A 16,897-nucleotide genomic window follows, 5' to 3' on the forward strand; every position below is an offset into this window, starting at 1 on the left:
GCAGAGAGAAAGATATCGCCCCCCCCCCCACCACATGCCCCACACTCCCAATCAAGCTTTTTCTCCTCCTCCGTTCTTGGTCTGTTTCCTCCCCCCCCCCCCCCCCCCCCCCCCCCCCCCCCCCCCCCCCCCCACCCCCTGGAGGCGCCGGGCTTGATCGACTGTTGCGCCTTCGTGAATCATGCAGCTCTTCCATGGACTCCTCGGGCAGTGCGACCTAGCGTCTGGCGGCGGCGCGATGTCAGACGCACTGTCAACAAAACTGAAGAACATGGAGGAAGTCCGGATGTTCCGAAGAGCGCTGAACTGCGCGGTGGTGCCGGTCCTCGCCGCGTTCACGGCGATGTACGGGATGACCCCCGCCCAGGCCGAGGAGATACCCAAGGCCCCCGGTCACCGCCTCGTCAGCCGCTACGACGGCAGCCCCGCCGCCGGGGTGCCGCTGCCCGGCCAAGCCCCGCCGCAGCACCCCTTCCTCGCGCCCAACGGCCGTAGCGGCATGCACTCCGACGCGTCCGGGAGCGCCACCGCCCCCTGGTCGGGGCCCCTCGGCAGGAACCCGGTGGTGACCAGCGAGAGGATCGCCGTCCTCGGCGGCGAATGCGCCACCGCCACCTTCGACTCGGGCGGCCGCCTGGTCACGGTGTGCGGAACCTTCTCGGGCTTCAAGGTGAAACTCCTCGATCCCCGCACGCTCGCCACGCTCGCGGAACACCAGCTCCCGCAGCGCTCCTCGACGGTCGAGGCGATCACCTCGCTCGACTTCGCGAAGATCTTCAAGGACACCTCGGGCGGCGCCTACTTCTACCTGGACGACCAGGACCGCGCCGTACTGGCCGACTCCCGCCAGCACGTCCTGCGCCTCGCCCACTCGCTGAATCCGGACGGCAGCTGGAAGTTCACGGTCGACGACGACTGGGACCTCACCGGCCAGGTCCCGCACGACTGCGTCACCTGGACCAACCTGCGGCCCGGCGGCACCTGCGACCCCGTCACCTCCGTGATGCCCGACTGGAACGGCCTCATCTGGTGGGTCACCCGCCAGGGCCGCGTCGGCACCGTGGACCCGGCGACCTCGCGGATCCGCTCGATCCGGCTCGCGGGCGAGGAGATCCAGAACTCCTTCTCGGTCGCCGAGGACGGGGTCTCCATCGTCACCGACCACGCCCTCTACAGTTTCCGCGCCTCCGCCGACGGCACCCCCGAGGCGCAGTGGCGCCAGACGTACGACCGCGGTACGGGCACCAAGCCCGGATCCGTGAACCAGGGCTCGGGCACCACCCCGGACCTGTTCGGCGACGGATACGTCGCCATCACCGACAACTCCGACGAGCGGATGAACGTACTGGTCTACCGGCGGGGCGTGGACGTCCCGGCGGACCAGCGGCTGGTCTGCAAGGTGCCCGTCTTCGGCGCGGGCGCCTCCACCACAGACAACTCCCTGATCACCTGGGGCAACAGCATCGTCGTCGAGAACAACTACGGCTACGAGAACCCCACCTCGCTGCTGCTGGGCAAGTCGGTCGTCGGCGGCGTCAGCCGCATCGACGTCCGCGCCGACGGCAGCGGCTGCGACACGGTGTGGGAGAGCGCCGTCCGGGCGCCCTCCGTCGTCCCGAAGCTCTCCACCGCGAACGGGCTGCTCTACTTCTATGAGAAGGAGCCCAACTTCTGGGGCATCGACGCCTGGTACCTCACCGCGGTGGACTTCCGCACCGGTGAGCGCCGCTGGCGCCAGCTGACCGGCACCGGCCCGCTCTACGACAACAACTGGGCGCCGATCACCCTGGGCCCCGACGGCACGGCCTACGTCGGTGTGTTCAACGGCATCGTCGCGGTCCGCGACGGCCGCTGAGCCCCGTGGCGGCGCGTCAGGGGCTTCCCAGGCGCTCGATGGCCACCATGGCGGCGTCGTCGCCCAGGTGGCCGCCCGGCGAGTGCGCCAGCAGGTCCGCGCACAGGTACCGCAGCAGCGCGTCCGGGCCGTCCCCGGGCCAGTCGGCGGCGCGGTCCGGCAGCGGGTAGAAGCTGCCGGCCGCGTCGCGGGCCTCGATGACGCCGTCCGTGTAGAGGAGGACTACGTCGCCGGGCTCGAACGGGAACGACTGCGCGGCGAAGCCGGTGTCGACGAACTCCGTCAGGCCCAGCGGGGGCGCGGGACGGTCCACCTGGAGCGGGACGACCCGGCCGCCGCGCAGCAGCAGCGGCGGCGGGTGCCCGCAGCTGAGGACCCGCAGGGTCATCTCCCCGTCGGGGATGTCGAGCACGGCCGCGGTGGTGAAGCCCTCGCCGGGCCGCCCCGGATCCTCGGCCTCGGCCGTATCGGCTGCGACGGCGGACTCCAGACGGGCGACCAGGCCCGGCAGGTCCTCCTCCCGGTGCGCGGCGGCGCGGAAGGCGCCGAGGACGATGGCGGCGTCCCCGACCGCCTCCAGGCCCTTGCCCCGGACGTCCCCGATGATCAGCCGGGTGCCGTGCTCGGTCCGGGCGGCCGCGTACAGGTCCCCGCCGATCTGTGCCTCGGCCTCGGCGGCCAGGTACACGGAGGCCACCCGGAGCGGCCCCATCCGGTCGCGCAGCGGACGCAGCACCACCTGCTGCGCGGCGACCGCGACGGAGCGCAGCTGGGTGAGCTGCCGCTCGTGCACCTCGCGCAGGTGTGCGAAGAAGGTCACGAAGGCCGAGATCAGGATCAGCGCGATGATCTGGAAGGTGTGGTTCAGGTCGGTGAGGGTGGTCCGCGCGACGGCGACCACCACCTGCGCCAGCACCGCCACCGCGCCCACGAACCCCGTCATCCGGGGCCCGGCGAACGAGGCGGTCAGGGCCGGGGCGGCGGCCAGGAACGGCCCCAGGTGGACCTCGGGCGGGGCCAGGACGTCGACGGTCGTGACGAGCGCGATCAGCGCGAAGGGCGCCGCCACCTGCGCCATGCGCGGTTCCCGGTGCCGGCGGGTGCGTGTGGACGGCGGCCGATGGTCCATGCCTCCTGAATACACCGCGCCCGTGCTTCGCGCGCACCGGCCGGGCCGCGGCGGATACGGCCGAGCCCGGTCCGGCGGGGTGCCGGACCGGGCTCCGGGCCGCTCGGCGGCCCGCCTGTGCTGTGCGCCGGGTGTCAGCTCACCTGGAGGGTGACGTCGTCCACCACGAAGGAGGTCTGGAGGGACTGGTCCTCCGAACCGCGGAACTGCAGGGTGACGGTCTGGCCGGCGAACCGGGAGACGTCATAGCTCTTGAGCGTGTAGCCGGAGCCCGCGTCCACGTTGGACAGGGTCTCCAGGGTCTGGCCGCCCACCGAGACCGTGAAGGTGTCGTAGACGACGTCCTCGTACTCGTCCGTGTCGATGTGCAGGTAGAAGGAGAGCCGGCCCGAGGCGCAGCCGGCCGGGAGGGTCAGGGACTGGGTCGCGCTGTCCACGCGGGAGGAGCCCCAGCCGTTCAGCCACGCCATGTACGAGCCGCTGTGCGCGACCTGGCCGGACTGGTTGGTGATGACGCCGGAGGTGGCGGTCCAGGGGCTGGAGCCGTTCTCGAAGCCGCCGTTCGCGACGACCTGGCGCGGGGTGCAGGTGCCGCCGCCACTGCCGACGGTCAGCGTGTAGGTGGTGCTGTGGCTGACGGTGCCGGTGCCGGTGACCGTCAGGGTGTACGTGCCCTGCGCCGCGCCCGCGCCGACCTGGACCGAGAGCGTCGAGGAGCTGCCGGACTGCACGGAGGCCGGGCTGAGCGTCGCGGTGACCCCGGCCGGGGCTCCCGAGACGGACAGGGCGACGGTCTGCGGGCTGCCGCTCACCGTGGTGGTGTTGACGGTGGAGGTGACGCTGCCGCCCGGGTCGGCGGAGCCGGCCGAGGGGGAGGTGGCGAGGGAGAAGTCCTGCGCCGGGGTGTCGCCGCCCACTGCCAGCTTCCAGACGGCGTAGGCGACGCCGTCGGCGCTGCGGTCCAGGACCGTGGGGCTGATGTTGTTCGTGGTGTCGCAGGAGCTGTGGTAGCAGGGGTCGTACGCCGCGTTCGCGGTGCCGCCCCACTTCGAGGCCTGCGCCGAGGTCTTGCGGGCGCTGGCTCCGGCCGCGTAGCCGGAGGTGGGGATGCCGCCCTGCTGGAAGGAGTAGTCGTCGCTGCGGCCCTGGCCCTCGGTGTTCTCCTCGGGAGCGAGGTTCAGCGAGGTCCAGTACGCCTTGAGGGGGGCGGCGGTGGTGGAGTTGACGTTGTTGATGAAGTAGCCGCCGTTGGTCGAGCCGACCATGTCGAAGTTGTAGTAGCCCTTGATGGCGGCCTTCTGGGCGCTGGTGAGCTGGTTGACGTAGAACTTCGAGCCGTTGAGGCCCTGTTCCTCGTCAGTCCACCAGGCGAAGCGCACGTGCTTGGTCATCGTGGGGTTCTTCTGAGCCAGGACGAGCGCGTTCTCCAGCAGGGTCGCCGAGCCGGAGCCGTTGTCGTTGATGCCCGGGCCGGCCGAGACGCCGTCGAGGTGCGCGCCGAACATGACGGTCTGGTCGGCGGGGCCGCCCGGCCAGTCCGCGATCAGGTTGTTCGAGGGGTAGGTGCACGAGGTGCAGTTCTGCTCGGTGACCGTGTAACCGGCGGCTTGCAGCTTGCCCTTCACGTACGCCAGCGACTGGGTGTAGCCGGCGCTGCCGGCGCGGCGGTGGCCGCCGTTCTGCGAGGCGATCGTGTTGAACTGGGTCAGGTGCGCCTGGACGTTCGCCACGCTGATGTCCGGCGGGCCGGTCGTGGTGCCGCCCACGCTGAGCGCGTAGTCCACGGTGTGCGCGAGTCCGGTGCCCTGGCCCTTGACCGTGACGGTGGACGTCCCGGGCGCCGCGTTGGCCGTGGCGGTCAGGGTCAGCACGGAGGACTGGCCGGACTGCACGGTGGCCGGGTTGAAGGTGGCGCTCACCCCGGCCGGCAGGCCGGTGGCGGTGAGGGCCACCTGCTGGGCCGAGCCGGTGGTGGTGCTGGTGGCCACGGTGGTGGTGACCGAGCCGCCCTGCTGGACGGTGCCCGAGGACGGGTTCAACGCCAGCGAGAAGTCGTCGTTCGGGCCGCTCGGGGTGCAGGTCGGGTCACCGGACTGGGCGGGCACGCTGATGGCGTCCCAGGCGGCCTTGGTCTTGTTGAACAGGTTGCAGGTGGCCGGGTCCAGCGACTTGGCGGAGCTGAGGGTCGCCGTCCGGTACTTCTTGTAGGACATGCTGCTGGTCTTGAGCAGCATGCCGCCGTAGAAGATCTTGCCGGCGTTCTGCACGCCCACGCCGGTCAGTGTGCTGGAGTTGCAGGTGCTGCTGTTGGGCTTGCCGCCGCCCGGGTTGGTGCCCTCGGCAAGCAGGTAGAACCAGTGGTTGAGCGGGCCCGCGGCCGCGTGCACCTCGGTGCCCGGTATCGCGGAGCTGTAGCAGGCCGGGTCGTTGTTGACGGCCGGCGGGTTGTACATGTTCCGGATCGGTCCGCGGCCCTGGAGGTTGATGACCTCGCCGACGGTGTAGTCCGGAGTGTCGTACGGGGCGGGCTCGTTGGCGTACGCCTCGGTCAGCGCGCCGAAGATGTCACCGGTGGCCTCGCCCAGCCCGGCCTCCTGGCCGCTGGTGCCGCCGGGGGTGTTGGAGTCGATGGCGTGCCCGTACTCGTGGGCCACGACGTCCACGCCGGCGATCCACTCGTTGGCGCTGTTGTGGCCGATCGTGACGGAGCTGCCGTCCCAGTAGGCGTTGAGGTCGTTCAGGCCGACCTTGCCCGGGAACCCGCGGCCGTTGCCGTTGAAGCCGTTGCGGCCGAGCCACTGGCCCAGCATGTCCCACTGCTTCTGCGCCGCGAACATGAGGTCCGTGCACCCGGTCTCCTTGGAGGTCGGGTTGCCGGTGCCCCAGGAGTCCGAGGACTTTGAGAAGACGGTGCCGCTGCTGTAGTCCGCGCAGCTCAGGCCGGTCCGGTTCGGGTCGCGCAGGGAGTACGTGGAGCCCGAGGCGGTGGTGTCGATGGTGAGCGGGTTGGGGCCGTTCCACTTGCTGTTGCCGCTGCCGGCCACGACCTCGTCGTAGCGGTCGACGACCTTGCCGGTGCGGGCGTCCACGAAGACGTGCAGCTTGCTGGGAGCCGTCTTGGTGCTGCCGACGAGGGTGGTCTCCCAGGCGAGGACCTGACGGTCGTCCTTGAGCTTGACGACCAGGCGGCTGCCCTGCACCTCGTCGACCTTCGACAGCTCGCGCCGAGAGGCGGACTCCGCCGCCTTCGCGTCGACCGTCGGGGTGGTCGCCACGTCGATCACGGTCGAGGAGGCCGACTGGACGGCCCGTACCCGGCCCTCGCCGTCGGCGAGGACGACCGCGTCGCCGCCGACGACCGGCAGGCCGCGGTAGCTGCGCTCGTACGCGACGGAGTACAGGTCCTGCACCCAGGGGGTGACCAGGCGCCGGTCGTACTGCTGCTGGGCGGAGTTGACCAGGGTGTCGAGGCCGCTCCTGACCGCCGCGTCGGCGGCGGCCACCGCTCGCTCGGCGGACTTGGCCTGTCGGGGTGGTACCGGTTCCTGTTGCGCGGCCGAGGCGGTACCGGCCAGCGCACCGGCGAGGCTCGCGGTCAGCGCCAGGGCTGCCACGGACGCCGTCCATCTGGTGGGCTGCAAGAGTCCACTCCGATCGTGTAGTGGGGGGTGTGGGCGTACGGATCCGGCTGTACGCCGACGCTGAGTATGAGCGTGGACATGGCGAGATTGGGACATCCCTGCGCACATAAGGCGCGGGTTATGGTGCGCTCGCGTCACGCTGCGTAAGCTGCCCGAATGCAGCTGGAGTTGAGGCATCTGCAAGCCGTCTGCCAGATAGCGGAAGCCGGCAGTCTGGGGGGCGCGGCGCGACGGCTCGGGGTCTCCCAGCCCGCGCTCTCCGCACAGTTGCGCAGGATCGAGAGGGTCACCGGCGGCGAGCTCTTCGTCCGGGGTCGGCGCGGGGTGGAGCCCACCCCGCTGGGCCAGTTCGTACTGGCCAGGGCGCGCCGGGTACTGGGCGAGATGGACGCCCTCGGCGCGGAGGCGCGCGCCATGGCGGCCGATGCCCCGCTGCGCCTCGGCTGCATCCTGCTGGTGCTGATCGACGGACTGCTGGCCAGTACCGACCTGTCGCTGTCCGGCCGGGAGATCATCGTGGACCTGGAGGACTCGGTGACGGCGCTGGTACGGATGCTCGGCGCGGGCCAGTACGACGTCATCGTGTACGGCGAGGTGAACGAGCACGAGGTCCCGCTACCAGGGGGCGTCATGGCCCGGACCCTGGTCCCCAAGGAGCCGTTCTGCATCCGCATGTCGGCCGGGCACCGGCTGGCGGACCGGGAGAGCCTCGACCTGGCGGACCTGGCGCACGAGCAGTGGATGATGCTCGTGGAGGACGACGACGGCGGCCCCGAGGCCCTCGTCGAGGCCTGTGCGAAGGCCGGGTTCGTCCCCTCGCTGCGCTACCGCATCACCGACCGCAAGATGCGGCACGACCTGATCGCCGCGGGCCGCGCCATCGCGCTGTGCCAGCCCACCGCCCCACCGGTGCCGGGAACGGTGATGCGCCCGCTGGCCGGCACCCCGATCACCGGCCGTATCCGCCTCGCCTGGAACCGCTCGGCGCTCTCCGCGCAGCAGGCGGGACTCCTCTACCGGGCGGCGGTCCGCGCCTACCTGGCCAACGTGGACAACAACCCCTTCCACCGCGACTGGTGGAACGCCCACCCCGAGGCCCACCCGGCACTGGACTGACGGAGCTACGCCTTCTCGCGCACCAGGCCGGCGACGTGCTCGGTGATCAGGTCGAGGACCTCGGCCGCCGTCCTGTCGTTGCCGAGGACGAGGAGATTCAGGGTCATCCCGTCCGTCATCGCCGCCAGATAGCGGGCCAGCACCGGGACGGGGACGGCGAGTTCGAACTCCATCACGCTGCCGAGCTGCGTGATCAGTTCGGCGTAGGTCTCGCAGTAGATCTCGTACTGCCGCCGCGCGAGGTGCTCGAACCCCGGCTCGCGCAGGGCGTACTGCGTGAGCTCGTAGGTGAGCATGTGCTCGCCCGGGCTCGCGGACACGTGGTCCCAGTAGGCCCGGAAGCCGGCCCGGATCGTCTCGCGCAAGGTGGCCCTCGGCCGGATCGCCTCCTGCACCCCGGTGACGGAGTGGCCGGTGAGGGTCTCGATGACGGACTCCAGCAGGGCCTGCTTGGAGTCGAAGCAGTAGTGGAAGACGCTCAGTGATACACCGGCCTCGGCGGCTATCGACCGGGTGGTGGTCCGGGCGACGCCGTCGCGGGTCATGGCGCGGATCGCGGCCTCGGTCAGCTGTGTGCGTCGCTCGGCCAGAGGCATCCGCGCCATGAAGTTCCTTCCGTTCCCGACCGATACCAGAGCGAGTGTCCCGGGAGGCCGGTCAGGCCCCCGGGACACCCGCCGGTGCCGTATCAGCTGCTGTAGACGCCGACTTCGTGGAGGGAGTACCCCCACTGCGTGCCGCGCTGCACCCCGTGGATGCGTACGTGGCGGGCCGTGACGCCGTTGAACTGCGCGGTGTCCAGGCCGCCGTCCCCGGTCGTGGTGGACCACGCGGTCTGCCAGTTCGCGCCGTCCGTGGAGACCTCGATACGGTACGCCTTCCCGTACGCGCGTTCCCAGTTGAGGGTGACGCGCTTGACGAGGCTCGCGGATCCGAGGTCGACCTGGAACCACTGGTCGTCGCTCCAGTCGCTCGCCCACCGGGTGCCCGTGTTGCCATCGACGGCCCGGCCGGGGGCGTAGCTGGTGAACGGGTTCCACTCGGCCGAGGACGCCGAGGCGGACGCGCCGGCGGCGAGGTTCACCCCGGCCTTGTGCTTCTCGGACGATCCCCAGGTGCGCAGGTAGGACTCGGCGCCTCGGAACAGGTCGTCCACGACGCCCTGGCCGCCGACCAGCCGGATGTCCTCCACCCAGTCCGGGACCATGCCGTACTGGGCGCCGCCGTCGGTGTTGAAGTCCCAGGTGCGCTGGCCCGCGGTCTGCTTGTCGATGACGGAGCCGCCGTCGACGCTGCGGAAGGGGTAGCGCACCGGGTTCGGGGCGTCCGCGCCGCGCGGCGCCGGCCAGCCGCCGACGCCGTTCATGTCGGTGCCGTAGCCGTAGCCGACGTTGTACTTCTCGCGCAGCGCGTCCGTCCGCTTGGCCTCGGCGCTGAAGCCCTCGGCGCCGCTCATGTACGCGGTGGCGAAACCGCCGAGGCGGTAGAGGCGCTCCATCCACGCGTTGTCCATCCAGCTGTGCGAGGACAGGACGCCCGGGTAGGACTCGGTCTCCAGGATGTCGAAGGCCCGGCCCGCGGCCTTGACGCTCATGTGGTCGACTTCGAGCATCATCTTGCGCTTCATCATGCCGCGCACCGCGTACTCGCCCAGCTCGGTCAGACCGCGGGTGTTGCACTGCGCGTCAGCCGCGTACGAGGGGACCGACACGCCCTGCGGCAGCTCCTTCTGTGCCGAGGGCGCGGCCGCGAGCCCGATCGGGTTGTCGTGCTGCGGGCCGGCGCACTTCTCCGTCTTCCAGAAGGTGCCGGTGGACAGGAACTGTCCCACGTTGATCGCGGTACCCAGGGCGCCCTCGTCGAAGCGGACCCCGCACAGGGCGTTGTCGAACTTGTGGCACAGGAACATGCTGCGCACGCCGAGCCCGTGCAGCTCGTCCAGGCCCCGGTCGATGTCCTCCCGGCTGCACTGCGAGATGTCCAGGATCTGCTTGCAGCCGAACGGCTCGGAGGTCTCGACCCCCAGTACGACGGCCAGCTTGCCCTGCTCGATCACCTGGCGGGCCTGCGCGGAGTCGGTGACGATCCGGAACCAGCCCTTGCCCGCGCCGCCGTACATCTTGTCGATGTACGCCTGCATCTCGTACGTCTTCTTCGCCTGGAGGCGGATGGACGTCATCTCGTCGCAGCTGCGGTCCTTGAAGAAGTAGACCGAGCAGATCACCCCGTTCGTGACGAGGTCGTTGACGAGTACGCGCTGGCCTCCGCGCCAGGCCCGCTCGATCCACGCGTAGTAGTTCTGCTGGTGGGTGAGCGAGTCGTGGGCGGGCCAGTCCTTGAAGGTCGGCCAGCCGTTCGGGTCGTGCTTGCCGTCGCCGCCCTTGGTGATGAAGTCGAAGATGGCGAGCGTGCCGTCGGGGTAGTGCTCGGGGCAGTCCTTGAGCGCGTCGGCGACGCCCGCCTCGGAGAACGCCTTGCCGCAGATGAGCCGGCCGCCGAAGGCCTCGTTGGCCATGATGTGGTCGTGGGCGTCGACGAAGCCCCTGACCTGGCCGTTGGCGTCGGTGCCCTTGAAGGGCTCACCCGTGACGTTGACGGCGGCGTCCGGCGCGGGTCGCGCGGACGGGGTCCACCAGTCCGTTTCGGCCGAGACGGCGCTGGGCGTCGGGCCCAGCGCCATGGCCAGCACGGTGAGGAGTAGGGACAGAACCGCGATCGGCTTTCGCCTGGTGTACGAGTGTCTGGTCAAGGCCACCCCTCCGGCTTGAATTGTCATGTCCCATGCAAATATCGCGTCGAGGATCGCGACTATTGCAAGCAGAGTCAATAGTCCGGGACGGATGACCTGATGGATCGTCGGATCCACCGAAACCCGAGCCGGAGGCGGGCCGAACGTGCCTGGCCGGGGCCCTCAGCCGCCGATGTCGCGGCCGCGGAAGTCCTCCAGCGTCTCGCGCCGCACCAGCAGGCGCGCGGCCCCCTCGTGGACCGCGACGACCGGCGGGCGCCCGACCAGGTTGTACCCGGAGGCCATGGACAGCTGGTACGCACCCGCCACCGGCACGGCCAGCAGGTCCCCGGGGTGGATGTCGCCGGGCAGCTCCACATCGGCGGCGAGGACGTCACCGGCCTCGCAGTGGCGGCCCACGACCGTGGTGGTGCGCGACGCGGCCGCAGACCTGCGGCCGACGAGCCGCGGCGCGTAGCGCACCCCGTACAGCGCGGGCCGGGGGTTGTCGCTCATGCCCCCGTCGACGGCGACGAAGACCTTCGCACCGGTGTGCTTCACCGCGAGGACCCGGTACACGGCGACCCCCGCCGGGCCCGCGATGGCCCGCCCGGGCTCGACGGCGAGCCGCGGCACCGGCAGCCCGGCGGCGGCGCAGCTCTCGGTGAGCTCGGCGCGCAGCCGCCGGGCGAGCGCGGCCGGGTCGAGGGCGGGTTCGCCGGGGCGGTACGCGACGCCGTGCCCGCCGCCCAGGTCCAGCTCCGGGAGTGTCACGCCGTGCAGGTCGTACAGCCGGGCCAGCAGGCCCACCATCCGCCGCACGGCGGTGACGTACGGCTTGCAGTCGGTGATCTGGGAGCCGATGTGGCAGTGCAGGCCGACCAGTTCGAGCTGGGGCTGGCCGAGGATCCGGGCGACGGCGTGCTGCGCCGAGCCGTCGGTGAGCGACAGGCCGAACTTCTGGCCGTCCGTACCGGTACGGATCTTCTCGTGGCCGCCGGCCGACACCCCGGGCACCACCCGCACCATGACCTTCTGGTGTCCCGTGGGACCGACCGCGGCGGCGATCCGGGCGATCTCCGACGGGCTGTCGATCACGATCCTCCCCACACCGAGGCGCAGGGCCGTGGTGATGTCGCGCGGCGACTTCGCGTTGCCGTGCAGCACGATGCGCTCCGGTGGGAAACCGGCGGTCACGGCGAGCTCCAGCTCCCCGGCCGAGCAGACGTCCAGGCCCAGCCCCTCCTCCTGGACCCAGCGGACCATCGCGCGGGAGAGGAACGCCTTGGCGGCGTAGAACACATCGGCTTCGGGGAAGGCGGCGCGGTAGGCACGGCAGCGCCCGCGCACCTCGCCCTCGTCCAGGACGTAGGCGGGGGTGTCGAAGCGCTCGGCCACCTCGGCCAGGGACACCCCGCCGACCGCCAGTCCGCCGTGCGGGAGCCGCGTCGTGGAGGCGGGCCAGATCGCCAGGTCATCGGCGGCCTTCGCCTCGATCCCGCAGGTCAGGGTGTCGGTCATCGCTCCGTCCCGGTGGCCTGCGGTACGGGGACCTGGGCCGGGGTCGCGGCCCCGGCCTGGGCCGCGGTCACCGCGGGCGCGGTGAGCGTCGGGTCGACGGTCAGCAGGGCCGCGCCGAGCGGCTCGGCCAGCGCGCGCAGCGCGCTCTCCGAGAGCCGGATCCACGGTTGCGCAGCGCCCAGCGTGTCGGCGAGCCGGTCCGCACCGGTGAAGCCGACGGCGGTACGAGCTCCGAGCGGGGTGCGGAACATCCGTACCGTCACCTGCGCTCCGCCCGGCCGGACCGGCACGTACAGGGGCCCGGCCGGGGTGCGTTCTTCAGGCTCGGGGTCGTCGGCGTACTGGACCAAACACATGGGGCCCTCCTAGAGGAACCAAGTCCGGTGATCGGCGCCCCGGGTGCGGGGAACCGGTCCGGGGCGTGCCGCCGAAGCTATGCCCGGCGCCGCCCACGGGTCTGTAGCCCCTGACGGGTCCCATACGCCGCGCGGCCGAGTCCATACGCATCGCTGACAGCGGGCTCCGGGCGGGACCGCCGCCGTGTCAAGGCGGCGCAAGGGAAGCCGGGTGAGGCGTCAAAGGGCCGTCAGGGGCCGCCCGTACCCGCCCGGCCGGCCCTTTCATGGGAACGGCCAGGACGGTTCGAAGGAGAGGAGACACGTCGTGCGCAGAGTCGTGGTCGGCGTCAGTGGAACCCCCGGCAGTCTGGCCGCATTGCACCGTGCCGCCGCCGAGGCCCGGGCGCGCGAGGCCCAGCTGTGGGTGGTCATGGCCTGGCAGGCTCCCGGCGGCGAACTCGGCAGCCGCAACTCCTGCAACGTCTCGGCGCTCGCGCAGTGCCGTGCGGCGGCGGTGGAGCGCCTGCGCCGGATCCTGGACCTGGCCTTCGGGGCCCGCCCTGCGGGCGTCACGCTCGCCGGGCTGACCGTACGGGCGACCCCCGGCGCCGCGCTCGTGGACACCGCCCGGGGTGGCGACGACCTCCTGGTGGTGGGTACCGGGTCCCGGGCGCTGCTGCGCCGCCTGGCCCGTCCCTCGGTGGCCCGCTACTGCCTGGCCCACGCGGCCTGCCCGGTGCTGACGGTGCCTCCGCCGCCGCTCCAGGCCGAGCTGGACGCCGTACACCGCCGCAATCTGTGGCACCTGCCGCTGGACGCCAGGGAACTGGCGCCGTAACGGCCGGGGCTCCCGTCGCCGTGGCCCGTCGGCGCCGCCGCGGGCGCGATGCCCGCGGCGGCCACCGGTGGATCAGCGCGCGTTGCGCTCGGGCAGGTCGACCTCGGCCGGGGCCAGGGCCGCCGGGGCGTCCAGGGCGGCGGAGAGGCCGCGCGCGGTCTTCGCCGGCGCGGGCTTCTTGCCGCAGAACGCCGCTTCGAGCGTCCCGCCCAGGGCGGTGTTCGCCTGGCCGCGGTTCGAGGTGTTCGCCATCGCGGTGAGGCTGCGCTTGCCGTCGCGGGTGGTGAACGCGTAGGTGTAGAAGCCCTGCACGGTACCGGTGTGGCCGTAGACGGACGTGCCGCAGGACAGGTCGTAGCGGCGCAGCCCCAGGCCGTAGAAGCGGGTGTTGGTCGCGTCGGTGGGGGTCATCGTCAGCATGGCGTCCAGCTGCTTCGCCGGCAGCAGCCTGCCGCTCACCAGCGCGGACATGAAGGTGCTGAGGTCGGCCGCGTTGGAGATCATCGCGCCCGCGGACTGGGCCCAGGACACCGTCTGCTCGGTGGAGTCGACCAGGGGCGCGCCGGCCTCGTCGGGGGTGAGGTAGCCGTGGGCGTGCAGCCCCTTGATCTCCGTCGAGGGGTGCACGTAGGAGGTGTTGCGCAGGCCGAGGCGCTTGATGATGCGGCGGTCGTACTCCTTGGCGACCGGGTGCCCGGTGGCCTTCTCGATGAGCATGCCGACGACGACGAAGTTGGTGTTCGAGTACTTGTACGACGCGCCGGGTTCGGTGGTGCGCGGCTCGCTCAGCGAGAGCTTGACCAGCTCGTCGTAGCCGAACACCTTGTTGCGTACCGCCTCGAAGCCGGGGACGGTCTTGTCGAACATGGCGTTCGTGTAGTCCGCCAGGCCGCTGCGGTGGGTCAGCAGGTGGCGCACGGTGATCCGGTCGTCGGGCAGCAGGCCCGGCAGGTAGTGGTTGACCGCGGTGTCCAGCTCGATCTTCTTCTCGGCGACCAGCTGGAGCAGCACGACGGTCGAGAACGTCTTGGTGACGCTGCCGATCCGGAACCGGGCCTTGGTGTCCATGGCCTCGCCGGTGGTCTTGTCGCGTACGCCCAGCGTCTTGCTCTGGACCCCGTCCACGCCGGTGATGCGGGCCATCGCGCCGGGCGCGCCGGCGTCGGTCGTGTTCTTCAGCGCCTGGAGCAGGGCTTCGAGGTCGGGAGCCGGCATGGCCGGCTGCGCGGCCTGCGCGGCCTCGGTGCTGAGGGCCGGCGCGGCGTGGGCGGCGGTGGCCGGCGCCACACCGGCCACCACGGCCAGCAGGGCGGCGCTTGCGGCAAGACGTCGGTTCATGGGGATGAGCACGTGTTCCCTCGACTCATTCGGTACGGGAGGAGAAGCGTCCGCGGCTGCCGAGTCGTGCGGAGACCCGGTCGGTTGGCAGCCGGAACGATCAAGAGCTTAGGTCTTCCGGAGCGTCTTCCGTAACGGTCCGCGAGACCAGGCCGGTCTTCCGGAGGGAGTTCGAACATCACGGCGGCGGTGTGCAGGCGATTGCGCCCCGGCCGGTCAAGTACGTCGTAAATGTGACCGTTTCAGGTGTGACTATGCTCAAGGCCCAAGTGGTTGAAGCGTTTTGTCGACCATTCATGGGCAGAGTGGGGCGGCCGAGAAACACCCCCACGTGACCGCAAGACCGGAGAACCGATGGACAGCAACCTCGTCATCCAGCCCCCCACTGGTGGCCAGGCGTTCGATCAGACCCAGGTGCCGCTCTACTACAGACGCAAGACGGCCGACATCCTCCACAAGTACGGTCCCGGGCCGCGAGTCCACTTCCACGTGGGGCTCTTCGCCCAGGGGGAGACCCCGAACACCACCGTCTCCCAGAGCGTCCTCAAACGCCGCATCGTCGGCGCCCAGGAAGCGATAGTCGAGCACGCCGCCCGCACCTGGGGCGCGTACGAGAACCCGCCCGCCCGCGTCCTCGACATCGGCTGCGGGGTCGGCGGCGGTTCGCTGTACTGGGCGCAGGAGCACGGCGCGAGCGTCACCGGCCTCACGGTCGCCGCGGACCACCTGCCCGTCATCGCCGACTTCGCCCGGCTGGCCGGAGTGTCCGACCGGGTCACCCCGCTGCTCGCCGACGTCCACGACTTCACCACGGAACGGCGCTACGACGCCGCGTACGCCAACGAGAGCACCGGCTACATGGACCGCGAGCGGCTCTTCCAAGTCGTCGCCAAGGCGCTGAAGCCGGGCGGCTGGTTCGGGATCCAGGAACACTTCGTCTGCCGGCCGGAGTGGACCGGCTTCATCGACGGCTACTACAAGACGCGCCTGGGCACCCTCACCGAATACATAGCCGCCGCCGAGGCCGCGGGCTTCGAGCTGGAGCAGGACGAGGACGTCACCGACCGGGTCGCCGAGTTCTGGGTGCAGTCCATGGCCTGGAACACCGCGGAACTGGACCGACTCGACCGCGGCTCCCCGCATGCGGGCACCGCGCCCTGCTGGTCGCGCGAGCGGCTCCAGGAGTCCACGATCACGCACGGCAAGCTCTTCCGGATCTGGCGCGACCACGCGCTGGAGACCCGGCTGCTGCTCTTCCGGACGGCCGGGGGGAAGTGACGATGCCCGCTGCGTACGCCGAGGGCGCCCGACCCTCCCGCATCGGATGGCAACTGCCCCCGTTCTACTGCCCCTTCGAGCAGGGCCTCGTCCACCCCGCGGCCGCGGAGATCGAGAAGCGGGCCATCGAGTGGATCGACGCCGTCGGGCTCTACCCGGACGAAACCGAGCGGGCCTGGGGCCTGGCCACCCGCAGCGCCGACTTCACCAGCAGGATCATCCCGTACGGCGAGGTCGAGCCGATGGTGCTCTTCACCCAGTGGAACTACTGGGCCTTCTCCGCCGACGACTGGCAGGATTCCAATACGGGTGCGTCGAGCACGGCCTCCGTCGTGGACCACGGCGCCAGGCTGGTCCGCACCGTCGAGGCGCCGGGCTCCGGCCTGCTTCCGCCGGGACCGCACACCGCCGCGATGGAAGACCTCGCGGCCCGCACCCGGGAGATGCTGGGTCCCGTGCAGCTGCGCCGTTTCACCGAGGGCATCCGGGACTGGGTGGCGGGCGCCGGCTGGCAGACCGCCAATGCAGAGCGGGGCATCATGCCGAGCCTGAACGACTTCGTGGCGGCGCGGATCTCCAGCAACGGCACCCGCTTCACGCTCACCTGGTGCGACGTGGCGAACGGGATCGCCGTGCCGGGCGACGAGCTCTACTCGGCGCCCGTCCAGGCACTCACCGACGCGGCCGGGTTCATCGTCAGTTGTGACAACGACCTGTTCTCCTACAACAAGGACGACCACCACGTCCCGTGGGAGCAGAACCTCATCAACGTCCTGGCGGCGCGCGACGGGTGCACCCCGGCCGAGGCGCTGCCCGCCGCGTTCGCCCTGCGGGACCGGACGGTGGGCCTGTTCGTCCGGCTGCGCGAGCAGCTCGGCCGTGGCGCGGGCGAACATCTGAACCGCTACCTCGTCTCGCTGGAGCACTGGATCGCGGGCGACCTGGAATACCACTGCCGGGCGCCGCGCTACGCCAGTCCGCGCAACCGCAACGAACTCCCGGTGGACGGCGCCCGGTTCGAGATCAACTGGAGCCGCACCCCCAGCGACACGGCGGCCGAGGCGCCGCCGGTACCGGCCCTCGCCTGGTGGTGGCAGCAGCTCGACGCCTGACCC

General features: G+C 71.2%; 12 protein-coding genes. 5 read left to right on the plus strand and 7 right to left on the minus strand.

Annotated features, from left to right (window positions below):
* Positions 1-286: 286 nt before the first annotated feature.
* Positions 287-1,855, plus strand: coding sequence for a hypothetical protein (locus ACZ7GJ_RS06235; protein ID WP_470749962.1), 1,569 nt, complete (start codon positions 287-289; stop codon positions 1,853-1,855).
* 16 nt (positions 1,856-1,871) lie between these two features.
* Here ACZ7GJ_RS06235 and ACZ7GJ_RS06240 read toward each other — a convergent pair whose 3' ends face one another.
* Entirely contained in the window at positions 1,872-2,933 is a 1,062-nt protein-coding gene (locus tag ACZ7GJ_RS06240; RefSeq protein WP_470749964.1) for a PP2C family protein-serine/threonine phosphatase, read from the minus strand.
* Positions 2,934-3,118: 185 nt separating this feature from the next.
* Entirely contained in the window at positions 3,119-6,625 is a 3,507-nt protein-coding gene (locus ACZ7GJ_RS06245; RefSeq protein ID WP_470749966.1) for a M28 family peptidase, read from the minus strand.
* Between the two features lie 156 nt (positions 6,626-6,781).
* Between ACZ7GJ_RS06245 and ACZ7GJ_RS06250 the strand changes: the two genes are divergently transcribed.
* Positions 6,782-7,741: a LysR family transcriptional regulator gene (locus tag ACZ7GJ_RS06250; protein ID WP_470749967.1), complete on the plus strand. Its 960-nt coding sequence runs from the start codon at positions 6,782-6,784 to the stop codon at positions 7,739-7,741.
* Between the two features lie 5 nt (positions 7,742-7,746).
* On the opposite strand, the gene ACZ7GJ_RS06255 is transcribed toward ACZ7GJ_RS06250, so the two are convergent.
* From ACZ7GJ_RS06255 to ACZ7GJ_RS06270, 4 genes are all read right to left on the minus strand, one after another.
* Entirely contained in the window at positions 7,747-8,346 is a 600-nt protein-coding gene (locus tag ACZ7GJ_RS06255) for a TetR/AcrR family transcriptional regulator (RefSeq protein WP_470749969.1), read from the minus strand.
* Positions 8,347-8,429: 83 nt separating this feature from the next.
* Positions 8,430-10,421, minus strand: coding sequence for a galactose-binding domain-containing protein (locus ACZ7GJ_RS06260; protein WP_470750086.1), 1,992 nt, complete (start codon positions 10,419-10,421; stop codon positions 8,430-8,432).
* A gap of 231 nt (positions 10,422-10,652) precedes the next feature.
* Complete coding sequence (gene lysA, locus ACZ7GJ_RS06265) at positions 10,653-11,990, minus strand: diaminopimelate decarboxylase (protein WP_470749970.1); 1,338 nt, start codon at positions 11,988-11,990, stop codon at positions 10,653-10,655.
* Positions 11,987-12,346, minus strand: a complete 360-nt coding sequence (locus tag ACZ7GJ_RS06270) for an SAV_915 family protein (RefSeq protein ID WP_470749972.1) — start codon at positions 12,344-12,346, stop codon at positions 11,987-11,989. The genes lysA and ACZ7GJ_RS06270 overlap by 4 nt, the downstream gene beginning before the upstream one ends.
* A gap of 307 nt (positions 12,347-12,653) precedes the next feature.
* Here ACZ7GJ_RS06270 and ACZ7GJ_RS06275 point away from each other — a divergent pair, with 307 nt between their 5' ends.
* Positions 12,654-13,166: a universal stress protein gene (locus ACZ7GJ_RS06275; RefSeq protein WP_470749974.1), complete on the plus strand. Its 513-nt coding sequence runs from the start codon at positions 12,654-12,656 to the stop codon at positions 13,164-13,166.
* Between the two features lie 72 nt (positions 13,167-13,238).
* On the opposite strand, the gene ACZ7GJ_RS06280 is transcribed toward ACZ7GJ_RS06275, so the two are convergent.
* Positions 13,239-14,504: a serine hydrolase domain-containing protein gene (locus tag ACZ7GJ_RS06280; protein WP_470749976.1), complete on the minus strand. Its 1,266-nt coding sequence runs from the start codon at positions 14,502-14,504 to the stop codon at positions 13,239-13,241.
* A 354-nt stretch (positions 14,505-14,858) separates the two neighbouring features.
* Here ACZ7GJ_RS06280 and ACZ7GJ_RS06285 point away from each other — a divergent pair, with 354 nt between their 5' ends.
* Together ACZ7GJ_RS06285 and ACZ7GJ_RS06290 are read left to right on the plus strand one after the other, a co-directional pair.
* Positions 14,859-15,782 carry an SAM-dependent methyltransferase gene (locus ACZ7GJ_RS06285; protein ID WP_470749977.1) on the plus strand — a complete coding sequence of 308 codons (924 nt, stop codon included), beginning with the start codon at positions 14,859-14,861 and terminating at the stop codon, positions 15,780-15,782.
* A 2-nt stretch (positions 15,783-15,784) separates the two neighbouring features.
* Positions 15,785-16,894 carry a terpene synthase family protein gene (locus tag ACZ7GJ_RS06290; protein WP_470749978.1) on the plus strand — a complete coding sequence of 370 codons (1,110 nt, stop codon included), beginning with the start codon at positions 15,785-15,787 and terminating at the stop codon, positions 16,892-16,894.
* Positions 16,895-16,897 lie beyond the last annotated feature (3 nt).

The sequence above is a fragment of the Streptomyces sp. NPDC037242 genome (genome assembly GCF_055604165.1).

Excerpts from the sequence above, each read along its gene's own strand:
- ACZ7GJ_RS06290 (WP_470749978.1), top strand. The coding sequence starts at position 15,785 with ATGCCCGCTGCGTACGCCGAGGGCGCCCGACCCTCCCGCATCGGATGG.
- ACZ7GJ_RS06255 (WP_470749969.1), bottom strand. The coding sequence starts at position 8,346 with ATGGCGCGGATGCCTCTGGCCGAGCGACGCACACAGCTGACCGAGGCC.
- ACZ7GJ_RS06235 (WP_470749962.1), top strand. The coding sequence starts at position 287 with ATGTTCCGAAGAGCGCTGAACTGCGCGGTGGTGCCGGTCCTCGCCGCG.
- ACZ7GJ_RS06280 (WP_470749976.1), bottom strand. The coding sequence starts at position 14,504 with ATGAACCGACGTCTTGCCGCAAGCGCCGCCCTGCTGGCCGTGGTGGCC.
- ACZ7GJ_RS06285 (WP_470749977.1), top strand. The coding sequence starts at position 14,859 with ATGGACAGCAACCTCGTCATCCAGCCCCCCACTGGTGGCCAGGCGTTC.
- ACZ7GJ_RS06270 (WP_470749972.1), bottom strand. The coding sequence starts at position 12,346 with ATGTGTTTGGTCCAGTACGCCGACGACCCCGAGCCTGAAGAACGCACC.
- ACZ7GJ_RS06240 (WP_470749964.1), bottom strand. The coding sequence starts at position 2,933 with ATGGCGCAGGTGGCGGCGCCCTTCGCGCTGATCGCGCTCGTCACGACC.
- ACZ7GJ_RS06260 (WP_470750086.1), bottom strand. The coding sequence starts at position 10,421 with ATGGCGCTGGGCCCGACGCCCAGCGCCGTCTCGGCCGAAACGGACTGG.
- lysA (WP_470749970.1), bottom strand. The coding sequence starts at position 11,990 with ATGACCGACACCCTGACCTGCGGGATCGAGGCGAAGGCCGCCGATGAC.
- ACZ7GJ_RS06250 (WP_470749967.1), top strand. The coding sequence starts at position 6,782 with ATGCAGCTGGAGTTGAGGCATCTGCAAGCCGTCTGCCAGATAGCGGAA.